General features: G+C 56.4%; 19 protein-coding genes. 11 read left to right on the forward strand and 8 right to left on the reverse strand.

What is annotated here, in order from left to right:
* Window positions 1-60: 60 nt before the first annotated feature.
* From K9857_RS05990 to dnaA, 5 genes are all read right to left on the reverse strand, one after another.
* The gene (locus K9857_RS05990) at window positions 61-2433 is read right to left on the reverse strand and encodes a TOTE conflict system archaeo-eukaryotic primase domain-containing protein (protein ID WP_224533930.1); all 2373 of its coding nucleotides are present in this window, start codon (window positions 2431-2433) and stop codon (window positions 61-63) included.
* Window positions 2434-2656: 223 nt separating this feature from the next.
* On the reverse strand, window positions 2657-5074 hold the full coding sequence (gene gyrB / locus K9857_RS05995; RefSeq protein WP_224533931.1) for a DNA topoisomerase (ATP-hydrolyzing) subunit B: 2418 nt from the start codon (window positions 5072-5074) through the stop codon (window positions 2657-2659).
* A 5-nt stretch (window positions 5075-5079) separates the two neighbouring features.
* On the reverse strand, window positions 5080-6183 hold the full coding sequence (recF, locus tag K9857_RS06000) for a DNA replication/repair protein RecF (RefSeq protein ID WP_224533932.1): 1104 nt from the start codon (window positions 6181-6183) through the stop codon (window positions 5080-5082).
* Between the two features lie 20 nt (window positions 6184-6203).
* Window positions 6204-7307 carry a DNA polymerase III subunit beta gene (gene dnaN, locus K9857_RS06005; RefSeq protein ID WP_224533933.1) on the reverse strand — a complete coding sequence of 368 codons (1104 nt, stop codon included), beginning with the start codon at window positions 7305-7307 and terminating at the stop codon, window positions 6204-6206.
* Between the two features lie 38 nt (window positions 7308-7345).
* Window positions 7346-8866: a chromosomal replication initiator protein DnaA gene (gene dnaA / locus K9857_RS06010; RefSeq protein ID WP_224533934.1), complete on the reverse strand. Its 1521-nt coding sequence runs from the start codon at window positions 8864-8866 to the stop codon at window positions 7346-7348.
* A gap of 566 nt (window positions 8867-9432) precedes the next feature.
* Between dnaA and rpmH the strand changes: the two genes are divergently transcribed.
* From rpmH to mnmE, 5 genes are all read left to right on the forward strand, one after another.
* Window positions 9433-9567: a 50S ribosomal protein L34 gene (gene rpmH / locus K9857_RS06015; protein ID WP_003213577.1), complete on the forward strand. Its 135-nt coding sequence runs from the start codon at window positions 9433-9435 to the stop codon at window positions 9565-9567.
* Between the two features lie 16 nt (window positions 9568-9583).
* Complete coding sequence (gene rnpA / locus K9857_RS06020) at window positions 9584-9985, forward strand: ribonuclease P protein component (protein WP_224533935.1); 402 nt, start codon at window positions 9584-9586, stop codon at window positions 9983-9985.
* On the forward strand, window positions 9978-10223 hold the full coding sequence (gene yidD, locus K9857_RS06025) for a membrane protein insertion efficiency factor YidD (protein ID WP_010207715.1): 246 nt from the start codon (window positions 9978-9980) through the stop codon (window positions 10221-10223). Before rnpA ends, yidD begins: the two co-directional genes overlap by 8 nt.
* A gap of 2 nt (window positions 10224-10225) precedes the next feature.
* Entirely contained in the window at window positions 10226-11905 is a 1680-nt protein-coding gene (gene yidC, locus K9857_RS06030; protein ID WP_224533936.1) for a membrane protein insertase YidC, read from the forward strand.
* Between the two features lie 79 nt (window positions 11906-11984).
* The gene (gene mnmE, locus K9857_RS06035) at window positions 11985-13355 is read left to right on the forward strand and encodes a tRNA uridine-5-carboxymethylaminomethyl(34) synthesis GTPase MnmE (RefSeq protein WP_224533937.1); all 1371 of its coding nucleotides are present in this window, start codon (window positions 11985-11987) and stop codon (window positions 13353-13355) included.
* 45 nt (window positions 13356-13400) lie between these two features.
* Here the strand turns inward: mnmE and K9857_RS06040 are convergent, their stop codons facing one another.
* The 3 genes from K9857_RS06040 to K9857_RS06050 all read right to left on the reverse strand — a co-directional run bounded on the left by K9857_RS06040 (window position 13401) and on the right by K9857_RS06050 (window position 17395).
* Window positions 13401-15836 carry a TonB-dependent siderophore receptor gene (locus K9857_RS06040; protein WP_224533938.1) on the reverse strand — a complete coding sequence of 812 codons (2436 nt, stop codon included), beginning with the start codon at window positions 15834-15836 and terminating at the stop codon, window positions 13401-13403.
* Window positions 15837-15944: 108 nt separating this feature from the next.
* Complete coding sequence (locus K9857_RS06045) at window positions 15945-16889, reverse strand: FecR domain-containing protein (RefSeq protein WP_224533940.1); 945 nt, start codon at window positions 16887-16889, stop codon at window positions 15945-15947.
* The gene (locus K9857_RS06050) at window positions 16889-17395 is read right to left on the reverse strand and encodes a sigma-70 family RNA polymerase sigma factor (protein WP_224533943.1); all 507 of its coding nucleotides are present in this window, start codon (window positions 17393-17395) and stop codon (window positions 16889-16891) included. The genes K9857_RS06045 and K9857_RS06050 overlap by 1 nt, the downstream gene beginning before the upstream one ends.
* A gap of 591 nt (window positions 17396-17986) precedes the next feature.
* On the opposite strand from K9857_RS06050, the gene mnmG reads away from it, so the two are divergent.
* From mnmG to atpB, 6 genes are all read left to right on the forward strand, one after another.
* Window positions 17987-19879, forward strand: coding sequence for a tRNA uridine-5-carboxymethylaminomethyl(34) synthesis enzyme MnmG (gene mnmG, locus K9857_RS06055; RefSeq protein WP_224533945.1), 1893 nt, complete (start codon window positions 17987-17989; stop codon window positions 19877-19879).
* Entirely contained in the window at window positions 19876-20520 is a 645-nt protein-coding gene (rsmG, locus tag K9857_RS06060) for a 16S rRNA (guanine(527)-N(7))-methyltransferase RsmG (protein WP_224533946.1), read from the forward strand. Before mnmG ends, rsmG begins: the two co-directional genes overlap by 4 nt.
* Before the next feature lie 18 nt (window positions 20521-20538).
* Window positions 20539-21336 (forward strand): ParA family protein, encoded by a 798-nt coding sequence (locus K9857_RS06065; RefSeq protein WP_110965646.1) that lies wholly within the window; start codon window positions 20539-20541, stop codon window positions 21334-21336.
* Between the two features lie 9 nt (window positions 21337-21345).
* Entirely contained in the window at window positions 21346-22218 is an 873-nt protein-coding gene (locus tag K9857_RS06070) for a ParB/RepB/Spo0J family partition protein (RefSeq protein WP_224533947.1), read from the forward strand.
* Window positions 22219-22366: 148 nt separating this feature from the next.
* Window positions 22367-22774 (forward strand): F0F1 ATP synthase subunit I, encoded by a 408-nt coding sequence (locus K9857_RS06075; RefSeq protein WP_110965648.1) that lies wholly within the window; start codon window positions 22367-22369, stop codon window positions 22772-22774.
* A gap of 16 nt (window positions 22775-22790) precedes the next feature.
* On the forward strand, window positions 22791-23660 hold the full coding sequence (gene atpB / locus K9857_RS06080) for a F0F1 ATP synthase subunit A (protein ID WP_224533948.1): 870 nt from the start codon (window positions 22791-22793) through the stop codon (window positions 23658-23660).
* Window positions 23661-23702 lie beyond the last annotated feature (42 nt).

Genomic DNA, 23702 nt, shown 5'->3' on the forward strand with positions numbered 1-23702 from the left:
ACGCCGGAACCATTCTCAAGCGTGCAGACCACGAATCAGCTGTTTTACAGAAAACCCCGACTAGAGCAGTTCCATAGTGGCTAGCGAATCAGCCATTCGGTAACCCATCGCCTTGTATCCCGCCTGGCGCTTATCCCACATTCTCTGCAGCGCAGAATTACCTACATCAACGAAGTCGATCACTCTCACGTCAACCTTATCAGCATGCGCCCGATGCAGTCGGCCAGTGTATTGCTGAAGAATTCCTTTCCAGGAGATGGGCATCGCCAACACCAAAGTATCCAATGCCGGATGATCGAACCCCTCGCCAATCAACTTCCCAGTTGCAACCAGTACACGTGGAGCATCGGCTGGAAGCGAGTCAAGCTCGCTCAGGATGGAGATTCGCTGCTTTTTAGGTACCCGCCCATGAAGTGTAAAAAGGTTATGTACGCGCCCCCTCAATGCAGCCTCAATAGCAGCCACATGCTCAGTACGCTCAGTCAGCACCAAGATCTTCCTGCCTTGACCAAAGGCACGATCAACCTCGGAGGCGATTCTGGCAGTGCGTTCAATATCCTCCGCCACAATTCGGAACACATCCTGAATCTTTGAGTTGTCAGGTACGACAATAGGTTTGGAAAGCAAACGGGGGAGCACAGTCAGATCATGTGGGGCATTCGCCGGTCGGGTGGCGGAGTGCCGGACAGGACCACACTGCATGAAAATGATCGGCTGTTGCCCATCTCGACGCACTGGCGTTGCTGTAAGCCCAATCACATATCGCGCTGGAGCACTCCTCAACAACGCCTCGAACGAAACAGCTGATACGTGATGGCACTCGTCTACGATGATCTGACCATAGTCTTTCACCGTGTCACTGATTTCACCCTTTCGGGATAAAGACTGCATAACAGCAATATCAATGACTTTTGTAGGTTTCGCTTTTCCACCTCCAATGGTTCCCACCACATCGTCGCCAACACCTAAAAATGCCTGCAGGCGCTCCTGCCACTGCCTCAATAATTCAGTTCTGTGCACAAGTACCAATGTGTTAACGCTGCGTTTAGCTATCACCGCAGCAGCACTCACGGTTTTTCCGAATGCAGTCGGTGCACACAAGATTCCGACGTCGTGATTGAGCATCGCGTTGACTGCAACTTCTTGGTCAGCGCGCAAAGTGCCGAGGAACCCCACATCAATGGATGCGCCTTCAAAGCGTTCATCCTGCAACAAAGGGACAATGCCGTTTTCCTCAAATAGTTCCAACACTGCATCGAGGCAACCACGTGGCAAAGCGATATGTTGTGGAAAGTTTTGCGCGCATCCAATAACTCTCGGCTTATTCCAGACCGACATGCGCATTGCCTGGGCTTTATAGAATTCAGGATTCTGAAAGGCCGCAAGCCTGACGAGTGAGTTTGTCAAAGGCTGTGGCAATTTCGACTTTTCGAAATACACGAGATTAGCCAGTGTGATCGTGATAGACGTCGGCAAAGGGCAAGCTAACTTACGTGACCTCAACTCAGGAGTTTTCCAAGGTTCAGCCTCTCCCTCATCGTTGAGGTACGCTACACCTACCGGATCACGATTCCCCATCGCCAGAATAATGACCGGCTCGATACTCGCCAGGCTCATTCGCTGGATGGAAGCCAGGTAGGCCCATTGATCTGAATAAGGTTGAAGCGAGTCGTCTACAAATACGCTGTTGTTATTGGCTCTGGCGCGCTTTTGCAGAGGCAATGCAATGAGGTTCCCAAATCCACCATTGGGCATAAAGTCCTGGTTTGGAAACAATCGATCGTATGAACGCAGCGCCAATTGCCGGGTACGATCACAAGCATGACTGATGATCGCGGCCCCCAGACGACGTGCATCGTAGGCAGAAACCTTACTGTCGAAGAATATCCATGCATGAGCCCCATTACCTGATCGCGAAATCTCCAGCGACGCCGGGACATTCAACTCATGACAAGACTGAACGAAGGCTCGAGCATCATCACGCCATTCGGCCTCATCAAAATCCACGGCGAGAAAGTAGCAGGTGTCGTCCTGTAGCAAAGGATAAATGCCAACAACTACCTCCCCAGCCAGATGACGAAAAATTACCTCATCGGTCAACGGCAGTAACTGACGGTTGCCACAATCGCCACACTTGATTTTCGGTTTCTCACAAACCCCTGGCCGCCACTCATTAGCACAGGCCGGTGCGTATCCCGACTTGCCTGCTTTGCTATCCCAGCGGATTGGGTAGACGTCGTTTCTTCCGCGGAACAGGCTTCTGAACAGTGCAATCTTGCGGTCAGTACTGAGTTGCTTCGAAGGGACAATGGGCACAACATGAGTTTCAACCGACTCAATCGGAATGTGCCAATCAATACCGTGAGCCTCGAGCAACCCAATCAGCCTTGCGTTTTCGGCTTTCAATTTCGCTAGTTGACTGGCGTCTGTCACAACTATTCACCTCCACCCGTCAGAACCAATTCACCATCTCCCGCCGCCAACTCAACCCACAGAAAAACATTCGTTATCGAAAGATCGAGATTTGGAATTAGGGACCTAGACAAGGTGAAGCACCGCCGCAGCGATTACCAGATTAGCGTTCAGCGATATTAGATAGCGTGCAAAGAAAAGCCCGCTTGCGCGGGCTTTTCAATTGACCGTTACCTGTACCGAATCAGAAATCCAGGTTGGAAACCGCCAAGGCATTGCTTTCGATGAAGTCACGGCGAGGTTCGACCGCATCACCCATCAGGGTGTTGAAGATCTGGTCGGCGCCGATGGCGTCTTCGATGGTCACTTTGAGCATCCGGCGTACGCTTGGATCCATTGTGGTTTCCCACAGCTGATCCGGGTTCATTTCGCCCAGACCTTTGTATCGCTGGATGGTATGACGCTTGGTACTTTCAGCCATCAGCCAGTCCAGTGCTTCCTTGAACTCGGTGACTGCTTTCTTGCGCTCGCCACGCTGAACGTAGGCACCTTCGTCCAGCAGGGTGCTCAGTTGGGCGCCCAGGGAAACGACGGTCTTGTAGTCGTTGCTGCCGAAGAAGTCGCGGTTGAAGGTGACGTAGCTGGACAGACCGTGGGAGGTCAGTTCGACTTCCGGCAGCCACACGCCACGCTCACGGTCTTCACGCAGGCTGGCCTTGTAGACCAGACCGGACTTCTCTACGCCGCGCAGGCGAGTTTCGTACTGGGCCAGCCAGTCTTGCATCGCTGCGTGGTCGCCGAGTTTTTCCAGGCTCACGGCCGGCAGGTAGATGAAGTGTTCGGTCAGCTCCTGCGGGTACAGGCGCGACAGACGCTTGAGGGTCTTCATCACCATGCGGAAGTCATTCACCAGACGCTCCAGCGCTTCGCCGGAAATGCCCGGTGCGTCTTCATTCAGGTGCAGGCTCGCATCTTCCAGGGCCGACTGCGTCATGTACTCTTCCATGGCGTCGTCGTCTTTGATGTATTGCTCTTGCTTGCCTTTCTTGACCTTGTACAGCGGCGGCTGGGCGATGTAGATGTAGCCGCGCTCGATCAGCTCCGGCAACTGACGGAAGAAGAAGGTCAGCAGCAGGGTACGGATGTGCGAACCGTCGACGTCAGCATCGGTCATGATGATGATGTTGTGATAACGCAGCTTGTCGATGTTGTACTCTTCGCGACCGATACCGCAGCCCAACGCAGTGATCAGGGTGCCCACTTCCTGGGAAGAGATCATCTTGTCGAAGCGTGCTTTCTCGACGTTCAGGATCTTGCCCTTCAGAGGCAGGATCGCTTGGGTGCGACGGTTGCGTCCCTGCTTGGCGGAGCCGCCAGCAGAGTCACCTTCCACGAGGTACAGCTCGGAAAGGGCAGGGTCCTTTTCCTGGCAGTCGGCCAGTTTGCCCGGCAGGCCGGCGATGTCCAGCGCACCTTTGCGGCGGGTCATCTCACGGGCCTTGCGCGCCGCTTCACGGGCACGGGCGGCGTCGATCATCTTGCCGACGACCAGCTTGGCTTCGTTCGGGTTTTCCAGCAGGAAGTCCGAGAAGTACTTGCCCATTTCCTGTTCGACCGCGGTCTTCACTTCGGAAGACACCAGCTTGTCTTTAGTCTGGGAACTGAACTTCGGATCCGGCACCTTCACCGAGATGATCGCGGTCAGGCCTTCGCGGGCATCGTCGCCGGTGGTCGCGACCTTGTGCTTCTTGGCCAGACCTTCCTGCTCGATGTAGTTGTTCAGGTTACGCGTCAGTGCGGAACGGAAGCCCACCAGGTGGGTGCCGCCATCGCGCTGGGGAATGTTGTTGGTGAAGCACAACAGGTTCTCGTTGAAGCTGTCGTTCCACTGCAGGGCGATTTCCACGCCGATGCCGTCTTCACGCTGGATGTTGAAGTGGAACACCTGGTTGACCGCAGTCTTGTTGGTGTTCAGGTATTCAACGAATGCACGCAGGCCGCCTTCGTACTTGAACAGCTCTTCTTTGCCGGTGCGCTCATCTTTCAGAACGATGCCGACGCCGGAGTTGAGGAAGGAGAGTTCACGAATGCGCTTGGCGAGGATGTCCCAGCTGAAGTGAATGTTCTTGAAGGTTTCGCTGGAAGCCTTGAAGTGAATCTGGGTACCGGTGGTTTCGCTGTCGCCAACGATGGCCATTGGAGCCTGTGGAACACCATGAACGTAGGTCTGTTCCCAGATCTTGCCGCTACGGCGAACGGTCAGGACCAGTTCTTCGGACAGGGCGTTCACTACCGAAACACCTACACCGTGCAGACCGCCGGATACTTTGTAGGAGTTGTCGTCGAACTTACCGCCAGCGTGGAGGACGGTCATGATGACCTCTGCGGCGGAAACGCCTTCCTCTTTATGCACGTCTACCGGGATACCACGGCCGTTGTCGCGAACGGTGATGGATTCATCCGGGTGAATGATGATGCTGATGTCGTCGCAATAGCCGGCGAGTGCTTCGTCGATCGAGTTGTCGACCACCTCGAACACCATGTGGTGCAGGCCGCTACCATCATCGGTGTCGCCAATGTACATACCGGGACGTTTGCGTACGGCATCCAGGCCTTTCAGCACTTTAATGCTCGTTGAGTCGTACGTATTTTCTTCGCTCAATGCCTTCACTCCCGATGGTCGTGGGTCTGGGTGATACGGCCCTGTTCCACGTGGAACAAAGCGACTGGCGTTTCCGTCTGCCAGCCTTCCCTCAGTAATTCGTGATCTACACAGGTAATAAATACCTGGCAGCGTAAGTCTTCCAGCAAGCGGCAAAGCGCGCGACGGTGATGCTCGTCCAGCTCGGACGGCAAGTCATCCACCAGATAAATACACTGACCGCGTCGGGCCTGGCTGACCAGATGCCCCTGGGCAATCCGCAATGCACACACCACCAACTTCTGCTGTCCGCGGGACAAGATGTCCGCAGCGTTGTGAGCGCCCAATCTGAGACGCAAATCTGCACGTTGTGGTCCGGCTTGGGTATGACCCATTTGCTGGTCCCGGTGAAGGGAGCCGGCGAGCACTTCGCTCAATTCGCGGTCTTTATCCCAACCTCGGTAATAGCTGAGCGTTAAGCCCTCAAGCTCAACCAATTCGCTCAAAGTTTGTTCAAAGACTGGTTTCAAGACTTTGATGTAGGCGCGGCGGTATTCATCAATTTCAGCGCTGGCCTGGCACAGTTCCCTGTCCCAAACCGCTTGCGAAACGGCGTCAAGTGTACCATGCCGCAGCCAGGAGTTTCTCTGGCGCAAAGCCTTCTGCAGGCGCTGCCAGGTTGACATGAAGCGAGGTTCCACGTGGAACACTCCCCAGTCGAGAAACTGTCGGCGAATCTTCGGTGCGCCTTCGAGCAGGCGAAAACTGTCGGGGTTGATCAACTGCAGCGGCAGCATTTCTGCCAGTTGCGCAGCGCTGCGAGCATTCTGTCCATCGATACGGATCTGGAACTCCCCCTGGCGATCCCGGGAAATTCCCAGTGCACTGTGTCCGCCTTCGGCCAACTCAACCTGGCCGAAAACGGTACACGCCAGCTGCTCATATTGAATGACCGGCAACAGGCGGGTGCTGCGAAACGAACGGGCAAGCCCCAGCAGGTGAATGGCTTCCAGAACACTGGTTTTGCCGCTGCCGTTGGCGCCGTAAAGAATATTGATTCGGGGAGAGGGGGAGAAGGTCACCGGGTGCAGATTGCGCACCGCGGTGACCGAGACGCGACTTAAGGACATCTAGCTTCTGCTGAACAGGATCACAGACGCATCGGCATGACAACGTAAGCCGAATCGTCGTTGTCGGACTCTTGCACCAGCGCACTGCTGTTGGAGTCGGACAGGATCAGACGAACTTGCTCAGTGGTCATCACGCCCAGCACGTCGAGCAGGTAGCTCACGTTGAAGCCGATTTCCAGGGAGCCGCCAGTGTATTCAACGGCCACTTCTTCTTCCGCTTCTTCCTGCTCCGGGTTGTTCGCCTGGATCTTCAGCTGACCATTGGCCAGTTGCAGACGGATGCCGCGATACTTCTCGTTGGACAGAATCGCAGTACGGCTGAAAGCTTCACGCAGCGCCTGACGATCGCCCAGTACCAGCTTGTCACCACCTTTAGGCAGCACACGCTCGTAATCCGGGAATTTGCCGTCGACCAGTTTTGAGGTGAAAGTGAATTCACCGGTGGTGGCGCGAATGTGGTGCTGACCCAGAACGATGCTGACAATGCCTTCCGGCTCGGTCAGCAAACGGGCCAACTCAAGGATACCTTTGCGCGGCACGATGACCTGGTGGCGATCCGGCTGACCGATATCGGCCTGCATGGAGCACATCGCCAGACGGTGGCCGTCGGTGGCCACGGCGCGAATCACGCCGGCGGACACTTCCAGCAGCATGCCATTGAGGTAGTAGCGCACGTCCTGCTGGGCCATGGCGAAGCTGGTGCGTTCTATCAGGCGACGCAGTTTGCTTTGCTCCAGGCTGCAGGTCAGCGAACCCGGGCCTTCTTCTACAGTAGGGAAGTCATCGGAAGGCAGGGTCGACAGGGTGAAACGGCTGCGACCGGCCTTCACGACCAGCTTCTGCTCGTCGACCTTGATGTCGATCAGCGCATCGTTCGGCAAGCTTTTGCAGATGTCCATCAGCTTGCGCGCAGGCACGGTGATGGAACCGGATTCTGCCGGTTCTTCGAGTTGAACACGACCGACCAGCTCGACTTCCAGGTCGGTACCGGTCAACGACAGTTGCTGGCCTTCGACAACCAGCAGCACATTGGAGAGCACCGGCAAGGTCTGACGGCGCTCGACGACACCTGCGACCAGTTGCAGGGGTTTCAACAGGGCTTCGCGTTGAATGGTGAAATGCATGGTCTAGTCCCTTGCCTTAATTAGCTGCGCTGGTGTCATCACGTAGTCAATGTACGCAGCAGGTTCTTGTAGTCCTCGCGGATGTCCGCGTCGGATTCCTTAAGCTCGTTGATCTTGCGGCAGGCGTGCAAAACGGTGGTGTGGTCACGGCCGCCGAACACATCGCCGATTTCCGGCAAGCTGTGGTTGGTCAATTCCTTGGACAACGCCATGGCGACCTGACGGGGACGGGCGACCGAACGCGACCGGCGTTTGGACAGCAAGTCGGAGATCTTGATCTTGTAGTACTCGGCGACGGTGCGCTGAATGTTATCCACAGAGACCAGTTTGTCTTGCAGCGCCAACAGATCCTTGAGGGATTCGCGAATCAGCTCAATGGTGATATCGCGGCCCATGAAGTGCGAGTGGGCGATCACGCGCTTGAGCGCGCCTTCCAGTTCACGGACGTTGGAGCGAATGCGCTGGGCAATGAAGAACGCCGCGTCATGGGGCAACTCGACTTTGGCCTGGTCGGCCTTCTTCATCAGAATCGCGACACGGGTCTCAAGTTCCGGCGGCTCGACGGCGACCGTCAGGCCCCAGCCGAAACGGGATTTGAGGCGTTCTTCCAGGCCTTCGATTTCTTTCGGATAGCGGTCACTGGTGAGAATGACCTGCTGGCCACCTTCAAGCAGGGCGTTGAAGGTGTGGAAAAACTCTTCCTGGGAACGTTCCTTGCGAGCGAAGAACTGAATGTCGTCGATCAGCAGGGCATCCACGGAACGATAGAAACGCTTGAACTCGTTGATGGCGTTCAGTTGCAACGCCTTGACCATGTCCGCCACGAATCGCTCGGAATGCAAGTAGACAACCTTGGCATTCGGGTTCTTCTTTAACAGGTGGTTACCCACAGCGTGCATCAAGTGCGTTTTACCCAAGCCTACGCCGCCATAAAGGAAGAGCGGGTTGTAGCCGTGCTTGGGATTGTCCGCCACCTGCCACGCAGCCGCCCGGGCCAGTTGGTTGGACTTGCCCTCAACGAAGTTCTCGAAGGTGAAGGTGCGGTTCAGGTAGCTGGTGTGCTTGAGCGCACCTTCAACCTGGACGGTGCGTTGTTCGGCACGAACCGGCGCCTGTTGCGAGCTGGCGCCAGCCATTGGATCGAAGCTTTCCCGGGAAGGCTCTTCTTCAATGACCTCGGCAACCTTTTGCGTCGCACGCTTGGCCGGTGCAGCGACTGGCGCTGGAGCGGCAGGGGCCGAAGCCGCCTGAGCCTGGGCTGCAACGGCAGCGGCGGCCAGTGGCGCATTCGGCGCAGCACGTGGAGCCGAGCTACGTTTGCTTCCTATTAATAAGGAAAGCGCAGGCGTCGATCCGTTGCCATGTTCATCAAGCAGTTCCAGGACACGGCCCAGATACTTTTCGTTGACCCAGTCCAGGACAAAACGGTTGGGCGCATAGACGCGCAACTCGTCGCCTTCGGCTTCGACCTGTAGTGGACGGATCCAAGTGTTGAATTGTTGGGCAGGCAGCTCATCGCGCAGAAGCTCCACGCACTGCTGCCAAAGTTCCACTGACACGGACATCCCCTAAGTTGAAAGCCGGTGAGGCAAAAACAAGCGGCCATTGTAACGACCAGACGCGGACTTATCCACACGAAGGTGGGTGATCGGCCAAGAAGAATCAACGCTTTATACGCCAAAAAGACGACCAATGGTCTGTGCATAAGCTCTGTGGATAACCGAGGCTGAGATCGTTGCACAACTGGGGGCGAAACTCGGTGGATAACCACCCTGTGGATAAACCCGTCTTTCACACACAGGTTTTCCGACAGCGCAGCACAGGCTTGTCACGGTTTTCCACTGTAGTTGTCATTCTCTGTACAGCTTGAATAATAAGGTATTGAGCCAGTTATCCACAGATGAACACGTCCTTAGCTTTTATAAGCTTTACAGAAAAGCTTTAAATACTTTCCTTCTTTATTTTTATGTCTAATGTGCGGATTGAGCACGAACAGACCGGTCACGAACTGCCTATAAGGAAATGTTGGTTGGAAATTGACCTGAGGACTTGCTTTCTCTAGAATCCCCGGTCTCTTAAAACGGGGGCCATTCCGGCCCGTTGTGGACGAACCAGGTAACACGACATGAAACGTACTTTCCAACCAAGCACTATCAAACGCGCTCGTACCCACGGTTTCCGTGCTCGCATGGCTACCAAGAACGGTCGTGCCGTCCTGTCGCGTCGTCGCGCCAAAGGTCGCGCACGTCTGGCAGTTTGATAATCCGGCACTGGAGGTGAGTCAGGACTTCAGTCGGGAAAAGCGTCTGCTTACTCCCCGGCATTTCAAGGCAGTCTTTGACTCCCCTACCGGCAAGGTTCCGGGGAAAAATCTCCTGCTCCTTGCGCGCAACAACGATCTCGATCACCCCCGTCTCGGGCTGGTAATCGGGAAAAAGAGCGTAAAGCTCTCCGTTGAGCGCAATCGCCTCAAACGTCTGATGCGCGAATCGTTTCGCCTGAACCAGGATTCACTGGTCGGCTGGGACATCGTTATCGTCGCGCGCAAAGGTTTGGGCGATGTAGAAAACCCTGAATTAATTCAGCATTTCGGCAAGCTCTGGAAACGTCTGGCACGCAGCAAGCCAGTACCAGCAGTCAAAACCGAAGATGTAGGGGTAGACAGTCCGGATGCGTAAACTGGCACTCGTTCCGATCCAGTTTTACCGCTACGCCATTAGTCCCTTGATGGCCAGTCACTGTCGTTTCTACCCCAGCTGTTCCTGCTACGCGTTGGAAGCCATCGAAAATCATGGCCTTCTGCGCGGTGGCTGGCTGACCTTTCGTCGTCTAGGTCGCTGTCATCCGTGGAATCCCGGTGGTTATGACCCGGTTCCACCTATCCCTACCTCCCGTTCTTCTTCGATGGCCGAGTAATCATGGATATCAAACGCACGATCCTGATCGTCGCCCTGGCAATCGTGTCCTACGTCATGGTTCTTAAATGGAACCAGGATTATGGCCAGGCTGCCCTGCCGACTCAGAATGTTGCTTCCAGTACGACCGCCCCGGGCCTCCCGGACACGGCAACTGGCAATAAAGCGTCCGTCAGTGACGACATTCCACACGCCGCAAACGATACCAGTGCACCTGCCGAGACTCCGGTCGCTGCAAGCACCGATCTGATCCAGGTCAAAACGGATGTGCTGGATCTCGCCATCGATCCACAAGGTGGTGATGTCGCCCAGCTGAAACTGCCGCTGTATCCACGTCGCCAGGACCATCCGGAAATTCCTTTCCAGCTGTTCGACAATGGCAACGAGCGTACTTATCTGGCTCAGAGCGGTCTGATCGGCACCAACGGCCCGGACGCAAGTCCTGCCGGTCGTCCGGTTTACTCCTCGGAGAAGAAGGTTTATCAACTGGCTGATGGTCAGGACCAATTGGTCGTGGACCTGAAGTTCAGCAAGGACGGCGTCAACTACATCAAGCGTTTCACCCTGAAACGTGGCCTGTATGACGTGACCGTTACTTACCTGATCGACAACGAAAGCGCCCAACCCTGGTCGGGTGCGATGTTCGCGCAACTCAAGCGCGACGCCAGTTCCGATCCTTCTTCCAGCACCGCCACCGGCACTGCGACTTACCTGGGCGCCGCCCTGTGGACAAGTTCCGAGCCGTACAAGAAAGTGTCCATGAAGGACATGGACAAGGGCGCGCTAAAAGAAAACGTCACCGGTGGCTGGGTTGCCTGGCTGCAACACTACTTCGTGACCGCATGGATTCCGGAGAAGGGCGAAAACAATATCGTCCAGACCCGTAAAGACAGCCGCGGCAACTACATCATCGGTTACACCGGTCCATCTTTGACCGTTGCACCCGGTGCCAAGGCCGAAACCAGCGCCATTCTGTACGCCGGTCCGAAAAGCCAAGCCGTGTTGAAAGAGTTGTCCCCAGGTCTGGAACTGACCGTCGACTACGGCATTCTGTGGTTTATCGCTCAACCGATCTTCTGGTTGCTGCAACACATCCACGCCATTGTGGGTAACTGGGGCTGGTCGATCATCTTCCTGACCATGCTGATCAAAGGGCTTTTCTTCCCTCTGTCGGCTGCCAGCTACAAATCCATGGCGCGCATGCGTGCAGTGGCCCCGAAACTGGCTGCGCTGAAAGAGCAACATGGCGACGACCGGCAGAAAATGTCGCAAGCCATGATGGAGCTGTACAAGAAAGAGAAGATCAATCCGCTGGGTGGTTGCTTGCCAATCCTCGTGCAGATGCCGGTTTTCCTCTCGCTTTACTGGGTTCTGCTGGAAAGCGTGGAAATGCGCCAGGCGCCGTTCATGCTGTGGATTACTGACCTGTCGATCAAGGATCCGTTCTTCATTCTGCCGATCATCATGGGTGCAACCATGTTCATCCAGCAGCAGTTGAACCCGACTCCACCGGATCCGATGCAGGCCAAGGTGATGAAGCTGATGCCAATCATCTTCACCTTCTTCTTCCTGTGGTTCCCGGCCGGTCTGGTGCTGTACTGGGTAGTGAACAACTGCCTGTCGATCGCCCAACAGTGGTACATCACTCGTAAGATCGAAGCGGCTACCAAAGCAGCTGCCTGATTTACACTGTGGATAACCACTCAAAACGCCCCCTAGTGGGGCGTTTTGCTATCTGTCTTTTTTGTCTGGATACCGGTTTATGAGTGCTCCCCGCGAAACCATCGCCGCTGTCGCCACCGCTCAAGGCCGTGGCGGTGTCGGTATCGTCCGTATTTCCGGGCCGCTGGCCAGCGTTGCGGCCCAAGCCTTCACCGGCCGCGAACTCAAGCCGCGATTTGCCCACTATGGTCCGTTCCTGGGTGAAAACGACGAAGTGCTGGACGAGGGAATCGCGCTGTATTTCCCGGGGCCGAACTCGTTTACCGGCGAAGACGTGCTGGAACTGCAGGGCCATGGCGGGCCGATTGTTCTGGATATGCTGCTCACTCGCTGCCTCGAACTGGGTTGCCGTCTGGCCCGCCCCGGCGAATTCAGCGAACGCGCATTCCTCAATGACAAACTCGACCTGGCCCAGGCTGAAGCCATCGCCGACCTGATCGAAGCCAGTTCTGCACAGGCTGCGCGTAATGCTCTGCGTTCGCTGCAAGGCGCTTTTTCAGCGCGTGTGCATAACCTCACAGAACAGTTGATCGGCTTGCGCATCTACGTTGAGGCGGCAATCGACTTCCCGGAAGAAGAAATTGACTTCCTTGCCGATGGCCATGTGTTGAGCATGCTCGACAAGGTACGTGGCGAGTTGTCCACAGTGATCCGTGAAGCAGGACAGGGCGCGTTGCTCCGTGATGGCATGACGGTGGTGATCGCCGGTCGACCGAATGCCGGCAAATCGAGTCTGCTCAACGCATTGGCCGGCCGCGAAGCTGCGATCGTCACCGAAATTGCAGGCACGACACGAGACGTTCTTCGCGAACATATCCACATCGACGGCATGCCGCTGCACGTTGTTGATACGGCAGGCTTGCGCGATACCGATGATCATGTGGAAAAGATCGGTGTAGAGCGGGCATTGAAAGCCATTGGCGAGGCAGATCGCGTCTTGCTGGTCGTCGATGCGACGGCGCCCGAAGCACTCGATCCTTTTGCGCTGTGGCCAGAGTTTCTCGAAACCCGTCCGGACCCTGCGAAAGTCACACTGATCCGCAACAAAGCCGATCTGACCGGGGAAGCCATTGCCCTGGATGTCAGCGACGATGGCCATGTCACCATCAGTCTGAGCGCTAAATCTGCAGGGGACGGTCTGGAACTGCTGCGCGATCACCTCAAGGCCTGCATGGGTTATGAACAGACTTCGGAAAGCAGCTTCAGTGCCCGTCGGCGTCACCTCGAGGCATTGCGCCACGCCAGCGATTCGCTTGAGCACGGCCGTTCCCAGCTGACCCTGGCAGGTGCCGGAGAGTTGTTGGCCGAAGATTTGCGCCAGGCGCAGCAATTTCTGGGAGAAATCACCGGTGCATTCAGCTCCGATGATTTGCTCGGGCGAATCTTTTCCAGTTTCTGCATTGGCAAATGACAGAGCGAGCTGTGGAGAAGTTATCCACAGCTCGCTTTTTGCGACTTACCAGTTGTAAGAGACTGATCCCAGGAAGGTACGGTCTTCACCCCAGTAACAGCGGCCCGCATCGTTACAACCTGACACGTATTCTTTGTCGAAGAGGTTTTTCGCATTCAGGTCCACGGTCCAATGGCGATCGATCTGATAACCGATGGCCGCATCCACCAAAGTGACATCGCCAGCATCGAGTTTTCCGTACAGGGAAGGCGAGGTGTAGGCGAATGCGCTGTCGAAGTAGCGAATCCCGCCGCCCACATACAGTCCCTTGAGGCTGCTCTCAAGAAAACGATACTTGGCCCACACCGAAGCCTGGTTGCGCGGCACGCCGGTCATTTGATGATCCTTGACCAGTGAGGTTGGCGAATCCTTGGTAATCCGCGCATCGGTGTAGGTGTAGGCTGCCGTCACATTGAGGTTCGGCGTCAGGTTGCTGTTGAGTTCAAGTTCGACACCCTTGGAACGGCTTTCGCCGACCTGGCGATAGGTGGATGTGGTCGCGTCGAAATAGGTGTCGTCTTTCTTGCGCAGGTCATACACAGACGCGGTGAAGGCGGTGTCCCAACCGACAGGTTCGTATTTGAGCCCTACTTCATATTGGCTGCTGGTGATCGGGTCCAATGGTTGGCCGGCATTGGAGATCTGCTGAACCGGGACAAAGGCTGTGGAATAGCTGACATACGGGGTCAGGCCGTTGTCGAACTGGTACATCACGCCGCCCTGGTAAGTGAACTTCTTGTCCTCGGAGCTGATGTTACCGGCGCTGGCCACCTTGTCGCGGAAATCACTGTCGACCCAGTCCTGACGGCCACCGAGCAGGAACAGCCAGTGGTCATACTTGCTCTGAAGCTGTGCATAAACGCCCTTCATCTGCTGTTCCAGCAAGGTGTTCTGCACAGCAATCGGCGTCGTCGGATCACGCAGGTACACCGGGTTGTAGATATCGATCGGCCCCACCAGCCCGGCATTCCAGTCCTGATTGAATGAGGTGCGGTCAAAGCTGCCACCAAACAGCACGGTGTTTTCCAGCCCTCCCAGCTGGAATTTGCCTTCCAGCTGGTTATCCAGCGAGTACACCATCGATTTGTTGAAGCGATCGTAGGCGGTCATGTTCACACGCGTGCCGAAACCCGCGTTGTTCAAGTTGCCTGGCCAGGTCTCATGGCGGGTGATGCGTGACTGCATGTAGCGCGAGTTCTGCCGGAACTGCCAGTCATCATTGAAGCTGTGACTGAATTCGTAACCGGTACTCCAGGTTTCACGCTCGAAGGTATTCCAGTCCGGATCGCCAAGCATGGTGTCCTTGGATAACTTGCCGTTGGGGTTCTTCAGCAAGGTGCCGGCGGCCGGCAGGCCGAGCTCCATATTGGTGTGATCCTTCTGGTAGCTGGCCAGCAGGGTCAAGGTATTGAAGTCATCGAAATTCAGGGTCAGGGAAGGGGCGATGTAGATGCGATCGTCCGGCACATGTTTGGTCTGGGTGTCAGCGTTGCGCCCCAGCATCACCACCCGACCGAGCACGTTTTCGTTGTCGTTCAGCGGTCCGGAAACATCGACGCCCAGCTGCCGGCGGTTGTTCGAACCATAGCTGAGTTGAATCTCGCCCTGAGGTGCAGCGGTGGGGCGCTTGCTTACCAGATTGACCAGTCCGCCCGGCGCGTTCTCACCATAGAGCAGCGAAGACGGTCCGCGGAACACTTCAACCCGTTCAAGACCATAGGGCTCGGTGGTGGTGTCGTACCGATTGCCCTGGACTCGCAAGCCATCGCGCAGCAGGCCATAACCGTAATCCGTTGCGTTGAAACCGCGAATGTAGAACAGGTCGCCGGCCAGGCTATCCCCCGCGGCAAACGGCGGCGCGAAGATACCCGGCACATAGCCCAGGACATCAGTCAGGGTCTGGGATTTCTGATCCTTCATGCGTTGAGCGGTGACGACCGAAATCGACCGCGGGGTTTCCGACAGCGGCGTGCTGGTTTTGGTGCCGATCCGGCTGTCGTTCGCCTTGTAGCCCTTGTCTTCGGAGTAATCCAGATTCATGTCATTCGGTTGCTGACCATTAATGTTGGTCGCACCGAGTACCAGCGAGCCGGCTTCCGGCAGCGGCTGCAGAATGTAACTGTCGGGCCCCTGCGGGACGGCCTGCAATCCTGAGCCTTGCAACAGAATCGCAAAGCCCTGTTCGATCGAGTAACTGCCGACCACACCCTGAGTGCGCAGATTCGCAGTCTGTTGGGGGGAGAACGACAGGATCACATTGGCCGCGGAAGCGAATTGACTCAGGGCGTTATCCAGCGGGCCGGCCGCAATGGCGTAGCGCTGCATGGCATCGGCGGCCATGGCGTGAGGAATGATCAGTGGATAACTCGCAGCGCTGGTCAGCAGCAAACTGTAGGCAATGCAGTGGGGAGTGAAACGCTTACGCAAGATCGGGAGTCGCATGAGTAGGAAAGCCCTGAAGGTGGCAAAAGCCGCGTGGATCGCGATTACCTGTAGGGCCGTTACAGGAAAAAAAAAGATAACCCTGTGGCGGATTTTTTTCCGGGTCGGTTAGCTGACTCGTTTGATCGACACCCAGTAACGGGTGAAGTAGCTGACGCTGACGGGCAATGAGGCTTGAAGGTTGGCCAGGACTGCATCCGTCGAGTCCAGCCGAAAGGTTCCGGATACACGCAGACGCGCCGCGCTTTCGTCACAGTGCAGAATTCCGGAGCGGTACCGGCCCAGCTCAGCGATCACATCCCCCAGGCGGGCATCGAGGACGATCAGTTGCCCGTTGATCCAGGCCGCTTCGGTTGATCGATAAGGATGGGTTGCGCCCACGCCGAGACTGTCGAAATCCGCACCTTCGCCGGCCACCAGCAGGCGTGCCTGTTCAGGCTGATCGCCTGGTTGAACGCTGACACGATCTTCAAGGACGCCGATTCGCGATGATCCGGATAACTGTCGAACCGAGAAACGCGTGCCCAAGGCCCTGATTCGCCCTTGGCGGGTTTCGACGAAAAACGGCCGCTGATCACCGAGCTTGCCGGTGCTGACGAGAATTTCCCCTTCTCGCAAACGGATCAATCGCTGCTCGCCATCGAACAGCACATCGATGGCGGTACCGGTATTGAGATGAATCCGGGTGCCATCGGCGAACTCGATCCTGCGTCGCTGGCCGACTTTGGTCCGGTAATCCGCCCAGACATTGCCCAATGAAGTGTGCTGCTGAACGTTCCAGCCCAGATAACCGGTGCCGGCAAGAATCAGAAGCAGTTTGAGTACCTGGCGACGTTGTTGGGTTGAGGACAATGCCCGCCGGGAGAGATCGCGAGATCCGCCGATATGGCGCTGGATTCTTTCCATCTGATTCCACGCCGCCAGATGCGCAGGACTGCTGTCGAGCCAGTGCTGCCACGCCTGACGTTGCGCGGCTGTCGGCGGCTCGGCCTGAAACTGCACATACCAGCTGGCAGCGGCTTCGAAGATTTTGCGATCCGGTGCGGCAGACATCAAAGCCCCGCCATGATCATCGAACATTCGGTCAGTGCGCGAATCATGTGTTTCTTCACGGTGGTCAGCGAAATCTTCAGTTGAGTGGCGATCTGTTGATAAGTCAGCCCCTCGATCTGCGACAACATGAAGATTTGTCGTGCCCGGGCGCCGAGATCGGACAGTGCCTTATCCACAGCGATCAGGGTTTCGATGATCAACGCCCTGTCTTCTTCACTGATCTGGGTGGCCTCGGGGCGTGCTGCGAGGGTTTCCAGATAAGCCACCTCTATCGCGCGCCGGCGATAGCGGTCGATCACCAATCCCCTTGCCACCGTCGTCAGATAATCTCGCGGCTCCCGAATCTGGCTCGCATCCCGCGAACCGAGAATTCGCACAAACGTATCGTGGGCAACGTCCGCCGCATCGCAGGCGTTATTCAGTCTTCCCCTCAACCATCCAAACAGCCACGAATGGTGCTGAACGTAGATTCGCTCGATTGCTGAGGTGTGGGATGGCATGGGCATGAGGAGGGAAGGGTTGGTTAATGATAATAGATATTATTAGCTTTTGTTACAGATCCCCACAATAGCCTCCTGCGTACCTTCGGACGACGACTCGATGGCTTTCTTTGCGATAGCCGACGACTTTTCCCCTGCACGAGAAATTTTTTTGCCTCGGATTTCAATGATCCGTGCGAATTTCTGTGGATTAAGCCCTGTGAATAACCGCAGCTAAGGACGGTTGATAACAGAGCGTGAAAACTGAACATAACTGCCTCTGTGGATAACCATCACTTTGATCCACAGGTTTAAACCGGTTATCCAAGGGCCTCATTGACACATGGGCACAGGGTTATGAATCTCTGTACACAGCGGATATAAAGGCATACATCAATCTATCCACAGATATGAGGTGCACTAGAAATAAACATAAAAACAAAGATTCTATAAATTTCTCTCTTTTTAATTTCTATAACTCCGACTTCTCCACAACTGGTTAAATTTTGTGCAAAGGGTTCTTTAGGAAGGGCGAAGTCCCTATACTTGCCGACCAGGTCCAGAAACCTGAGCCCAACTATTCCTGAATTACCTACTTAAGCAGGCACGAGGTGCGTGGTGGATTTCCCTTCCCGTTTTGAAGTGATCGTCATCGGCGGCGGTCATGCCGGTACCGAGGCAGCACTGGCCTCAGCACGTATGGGGGTAAAAACCCTGTTGCTGACGCATAACGTGGAAACCCTCGGTGCCATGAGTTGCAACCCCGCGATTGGCGGGATTGGCAAAAGCCACCTGGTAAAGGAAATCGACGCCCTGGGTGGTGCGATGGCCTTGGCCACCGATAAAGGTGGTATCCAGTTCCGCGTATTGAACAGCCGCAAAGGCCCGGCCGTACGAGCAACCCGTGCGCAGGCGGACCGTGCTCTCTACAAGGCTGCTATCCGCGAAATCCTGGAAAACCAGCCGAACCTGTGGATATTTCAACAGGCCGCCGACGACCTGATCGTCGAGCAGGACCAGGTCCGTGGTGTGGTCACGCAAATGGGCCTGCGTTTCATGGCCGATTCTGTGGTTTTGACCACTGGCACCTTCCTCGGGGGACTTATCCACATCGGCATGCAGAATTTTTCCGGTGGTCGTGCGGGTGATCCACCGTCGATCGCCCTCGCGCACCGTCTGCGTGAACTGCCGCTGCGTGTCGGTCGCCTGAAAACCGGTACGCCACCGCGTATCGACGCTCGCTCTGTGGATTTCTCGGTCATGACCGAGCAAGCGGGCGATACACCGATTCCGGTGATGTCCTTCATGGGCTCCAAAGAGTTGCATCCACAACAGATCAGCTGCTGGATCACCCATACCAACGCGCGTACCCACGAAATCATTGCCGCCAACCTTGATCGGTCGCCGATGTATTCCGGTGTCATCGAAGGTATCGGCCCGCGTTACTGCCCGTCGATCGAAGACAAGATCCATCGCTTTGCCGACAAGGAAAGCCATCAGGTCTTCATCGAGCCGGAAGGTTTGACGACTAACGAGCTGTATCCGAACGGGATATCCACATCGCTCCCGTTCGACGTGCAATTGCAGATCGTTCAGTCGATCCGCGGCATGGAAAACGCGCACATCGTGCGTCCAGGCTATGCCATCGAATACGATTACTTCGATCCGCGGGATCTGAAGTACAGCCTGGAAACCAAAGTGATCGGCGGCCTGTTTTTCGCCGGTCAGATCAATGGCACAACCGGTTACGAAGAAGCTGGCGCCCAGGGTTTGCTGGCCGGAGCCAACGCCGCGCTGCGTGCACAGGGCAAAGACGCCTGGTGTCCGCGTCGCGATGAAGCGTACATCGGCGTACTGGTCGACGACCTGATTACCCTTGGTACTCAAGAGCCGTACCGCATGTTCACCTCGCGTGCCGAATACCGTCTGATTCTTCGCGAAGACAACGCCGACCTGCGCTTGACCGAAAAAGGCCGTGAGTTGGGTCTGGTCGATGATGAGCGTTGGGCTGCATTCAGCAAAAAACGCGAAAGCATCACGCTGGAAGAACAGCGCCTGAAAAGTACCTGGGTTCGACCTGGCACCGAGCAGGGCGACGCGATCGCCGAAAAATTCGGCACGCCGCTGACCCACGAATACAACTTGCTCAATCTCTTGAGCCGTCCGGAAATCGACTACGCTGGTCTCATCTCCGTCACCGGTGACGGCGCAGAAGATCCACAGGTCGCCGAGCAGGTCGAAATCAAGACCAAATACGCCGGTTACATCGACCGTCAACAGGATGAAATCGCCCGACTGCGCGCCAGCGAAGACACGAAACTGCCTGTGGATATCGATTACACGAGCATTTCCGGTCTTTCCAAAGAGATCCAGAGCAAGCTCGGTACGACCCGTCCCGAGACTTTGGGCCAGGCGTCGCGTATCCCGGGCGTTACCCCGGCAGCGATTTCGCTGCTGATGATTCATTTGAAAAAACGCGGCGCTGGCCGTCAGTTGGAGCAAAGCGCTTGAGTTCGTTGGTCACCTCGCAACATGCCGAAGAGTTATCCACAGGCGCTCGCCAACTGGGTGTCACGCTGACAGAAGCCCAGCACACGCAGCTGCTGGGTTATCTGGCCCTGTTGATCAAATGGAACAAGGCCTACAACCTGACCGCGGTGCGTGATCCGGACGAAATGGTGTCGCGCCATTTGCTCGATAGCCTGAGCGTGATGTCATTCATCGAAAACGGTCGCTGGCTGGACGTGGGCAGTGGCGGCGGCATGCCGGGCATCCCGTTGGCCATCCTGTTTCCCGAGTCGCAAGTGACCTGCCTCGACAGCAACGGCAAGAAAACCCGGTTCCTGACCCAGGTCAAACTCGAACTCCAGCTGGATAACCTGCAAGTTATCCACAGTCGCGTCGAAGCGTTCCAGCCTGCACAGCCATTCAACGGGATCATTTCCCGCGCTTTCAGCAGCATGGAAAACTTCACCAACTGGACTCGTCACCTCGGCGACGCCGATACACGCTGGCTGGCAATGAAGGGCGTTCATCCAGCCGATGAACTGGTAGCATTGCCGACAGATTTCCACCTCGATAGCGAACACGCCCTGGCCGTACCCGGTTGCCAAGGCCAACGCCATCTGCTGATACTGCGCCGCACGGCATGATTGGGAACACAAGCAAGAATGGCTAAGGTATTCGCGATTGCGAACCAGAAGGGTGGTGTGGGCAAGACCACCACCTGCATCAACCTCGCAGCATCGCTCGTCGCCACCAAGCGCCGGGTGCTGTTGATCGATCTCGATCCACAGGGCAACGCCACCATGGGTAGCGGTGTGGATAAACATGGCCTGGAAAACTCGGTCTATGACCTGCTGATCGGCGAATGCGATCTGGCTCAGGCCATGCATTTTTCCGAACACGGCGGTTATCAACTGCTGCCGGCCAACCGTGACCTGACCGCGGCCGAAGTGGTTCTGCTGGAAATGCAGATGAAGGAGAGCCGCCTGCGCAGTGCGTTGGCGCCGATCCGTGAAAACTACGATTACATTTTGATCGACTGCCCGCCGTCGCTGTCGATGCTGACGCTGAACGCCCTGGTCGCGTCCGACGGGGTGATTATCCCCATGCAGTGTGAATACTTTGCACTCGAAGGTCTGAGCGACCTTGTGGATAACATCAAGCGCATCTCTGAACTGCTCAATCCGGACCTGAAGGTCGAAGGCCTGCTGCGTACGATGTACGACCCGCGCCTGAGCCTGATGAACGATGTGTCGGCGCAGCTCAAGGAACACTTCGGTGACCAGCTTTACGACACCGTCATTCCGCGCAACATCCGATTGGCCGAAGCCCCAAGCTATGGCATGCCGGCGCTGGCCTATGACAAGGCCTCCCGCGGTGCAGTCGCCTACCTGGCTCTGGCCGGCGAAATGGTGCGCCGTCAGCGCAAAAACTCACGCATCGCCGCCGCTCAGGCAACTTAAGGAATCCCCATGGCCGTCAAGAAACGAGGTCTCGGACGAGGACTGGATGCACTGCTGAGTGGTCCGACCATCAGCTCGCTGGAAGAACAGGCCTCGCAAGCCGATCACCGCGAGTTGCAGCATTTGCCGCTGGATCTGCTCCAGCGTGGCAAATATCAACCGCGACGCGACATGGATTCGCAGGCGCTGGAAGAGTTGGCGCAGTCGATCAAGGCCCAGGGCGTCATGCAACCGATCGTGGTCCGCCCGATCGGCAGCGGTCGCTATGAAATCATCGCCGGTGAGCGCCGCTGGCGCGCCAGCCAGCAAGCCGGGCAGGAAACCATTCCGGCCATGGTGCGTGATGTGCCGGATGAAACCGCGATCGCCATGGCGCTGATCGAGAACATCCAGCGCGAAGACCTCAATCCGATCGAGGAAGCCATTGCCCTGCAGCGTCTGCAGCAGGAATTCCAGCTGACTCAGCAACAGGTTGCTGAAGCGGTCGGCAAGTCGCGGGTGACCGTGGCCAACCTGCTGCGCCTGATCTCGCTGCCGGAAGTCATCAAGACCATGTTGTCCCATGGCGATCTGGAAATGGGTCATGCCCGTGCATTGCTCGGTTTGCCGGACATTCAACAGGTTGAAGGGGCGCGACATGTTGTCGCACGCGGACTGACAGTGCGCCAGACTGAAGCACTGGTTCGCCAGTGGTTGAGTGGCAAACCGGAGCCCGTCGAACCCACCAAAACCGACCCGGATATCGCTCGTCTGGAGCAGCGTCTGGCCGAGCGCCTAGGCTCTGCGGTGCAGATTCGCCACGGTAAGAAGGGAAAGGGTCAGTTGGTGATTGGCTACAACTCTCTGGATGAGCTTCAAGGCGTACTTGCTCATATCCGCTGAAACATTTCCTCATGTAGCGCGCAGTCGGAAATCACTACCTGACAGTTGAATAGGGGCAAAACCGCCCCTATACTCTGCGCGCATTTTGTCGGCACAAATTATGCCAAGTTATTGAATTCTGGCAGCCGACCATTGGAGAGCAATAGTGATGGAAACCCGCACGCCAAACCGCTTGCCGTTCCATCGCCTGGCAGTTTTTCCGGTGTTGATGGCCCAGTTTATCGTTTTGCTCATCGCCGCTTTGGCGCTTTGGAAATGGTACGGAGTCGTCGCCGGATATTCGGGACTTTGCGGAGGCCTGATAGCCTTGCTGCCCAATGTTTATTTCGCTCACAAGGCATTTCGGTTTTCCGGCGCCAGAGCAGCCCAGTCCATCGTCCGGTCGTTTTATGCCGGCGAGGCAGGGAAATTGATTTTGACGGCAGTGCTGTTTGCACTGGTGTTTGCAGGTGTGAAGCCATTGGCGCCGATTGCAGTCTTCGGTGCCTTCGTGCTGACCCAGTCGGTCAGCTGGTTCGCTCCCCTGTTGATGAGAACAAGACTTTCGAGACCTTAGGGCGTTTGAGGCAACCATGGCAGAAACAACGGCTTCGGGCTATATCCAGCACCACTTGCAGAACCTGACTTTCGGTCAGCACCCTACCGGCGGCTGGGGCTTTGCCCACACCGCAGCAGAAGCCAAGGAAATGGGCTTCTGGGCTTTCCACGTCGATACCCTCGGCTGGTCGGTCGCACTGGGTCTGATCTTCGTTCTTCTTTTCCGCATGGCGGCGAAGAAAGCGACTTCCGGTCAACCAGGCGCTCTGCAGAACTTCGTTGAAGTACTGGTCGAATTCGTCGATGGCAGCGTGAAAGACAGCTTCCACGGCCGTAGCCCGGTGATTGCACCGCTGGCACTGACCATCTTCGTCTGGGTCTTCCTGATGAACGCCGTCGACCTGGTACCGGTCGACTGGATTCCTCAGCTGGCCATCCTGATCTCCGGTGACCCCCACATCCCGTTCCGCGCCGTGTCGACCACCGACCCGAACGCGACCCTGGGCATGGCGTTCTCGGTTTTCGCACTGATCATCTTCTATAGCATCAAGGTCAAGGGCCTCGGCGGCTTCATCGGCGAGCTGACCCTGCACCCGTTCGGCAGCAAGAACATCCTCGTTCAGGCCCTGCTGATCCCGGTGAACTTCCTGCTGGAATTCGTGACCCTGATCGCCAAACCGATCTCTCTGGCTCTGCGTCTGTTCGGCAACATGTATGCCGGCGAACTGGTGTTCATCCTGATTGCTGTGATGTTCGGCAGCGGTCTGCTCTGGCTCAGCGGCCTGGGCGTTGTTCTGCAGTGGGCGTGGGCTGTGTTCCACATCCTGATCATCACCCTGCAGGCATTCATCTTCATGATGCTGACCATCGTCTATCTGTCGATGGCGCACGAAGAAAACCATTAAGACCAGTTTCGACTAGTCTGATGTCCCTCTCGGTCAAACGAG

The organism is Pseudomonas sp. REP124, assembly GCF_020164475.1.
Taxonomy (GTDB): domain Bacteria; phylum Pseudomonadota; class Gammaproteobacteria; order Pseudomonadales; family Pseudomonadaceae; genus Aquipseudomonas.

Coding starts and splice junctions, on each gene's coding strand:
- K9857_RS06070 (WP_224533947.1), top strand. CDS start 21,346: ATGGCCGTCAAGAAACGAGGTCTCGGACGAGGACTGGATGCACTGCTG.
- atpB (WP_224533948.1), top strand. CDS start 22,791: ATGGCAGAAACAACGGCTTCGGGCTATATCCAGCACCACTTGCAGAAC.
- yidC (WP_224533936.1), top strand. CDS start 10,226: ATGGATATCAAACGCACGATCCTGATCGTCGCCCTGGCAATCGTGTCC.
- K9857_RS06075 (WP_110965648.1), top strand. CDS start 22,367: ATGGAAACCCGCACGCCAAACCGCTTGCCGTTCCATCGCCTGGCAGTT.
- yidD (WP_010207715.1), top strand. CDS start 9,978: ATGCGTAAACTGGCACTCGTTCCGATCCAGTTTTACCGCTACGCCATT.
- recF (WP_224533932.1), bottom strand. CDS start 6,183: ATGTCCTTAAGTCGCGTCTCGGTCACCGCGGTGCGCAATCTGCACCCG.
- K9857_RS06045 (WP_224533940.1), bottom strand. CDS start 16,889: ATGTCTGCCGCACCGGATCGCAAAATCTTCGAAGCCGCTGCCAGCTGG.
- K9857_RS06065 (WP_110965646.1), top strand. CDS start 20,539: ATGGCTAAGGTATTCGCGATTGCGAACCAGAAGGGTGGTGTGGGCAAG.
- mnmE (WP_224533937.1), top strand. CDS start 11,985: ATGAGTGCTCCCCGCGAAACCATCGCCGCTGTCGCCACCGCTCAAGGC.
- K9857_RS06050 (WP_224533943.1), bottom strand. CDS start 17,395: ATGCCCATGCCATCCCACACCTCAGCAATCGAGCGAATCTACGTTCAG.
- dnaN (WP_224533933.1), bottom strand. CDS start 7,307: ATGCATTTCACCATTCAACGCGAAGCCCTGTTGAAACCCCTGCAACTG.
- K9857_RS06040 (WP_224533938.1), bottom strand. CDS start 15,836: ATGCGACTCCCGATCTTGCGTAAGCGTTTCACTCCCCACTGCATTGCC.
- rpmH (WP_003213577.1), top strand. CDS start 9,433: ATGAAACGTACTTTCCAACCAAGCACTATCAAACGCGCTCGTACCCAC.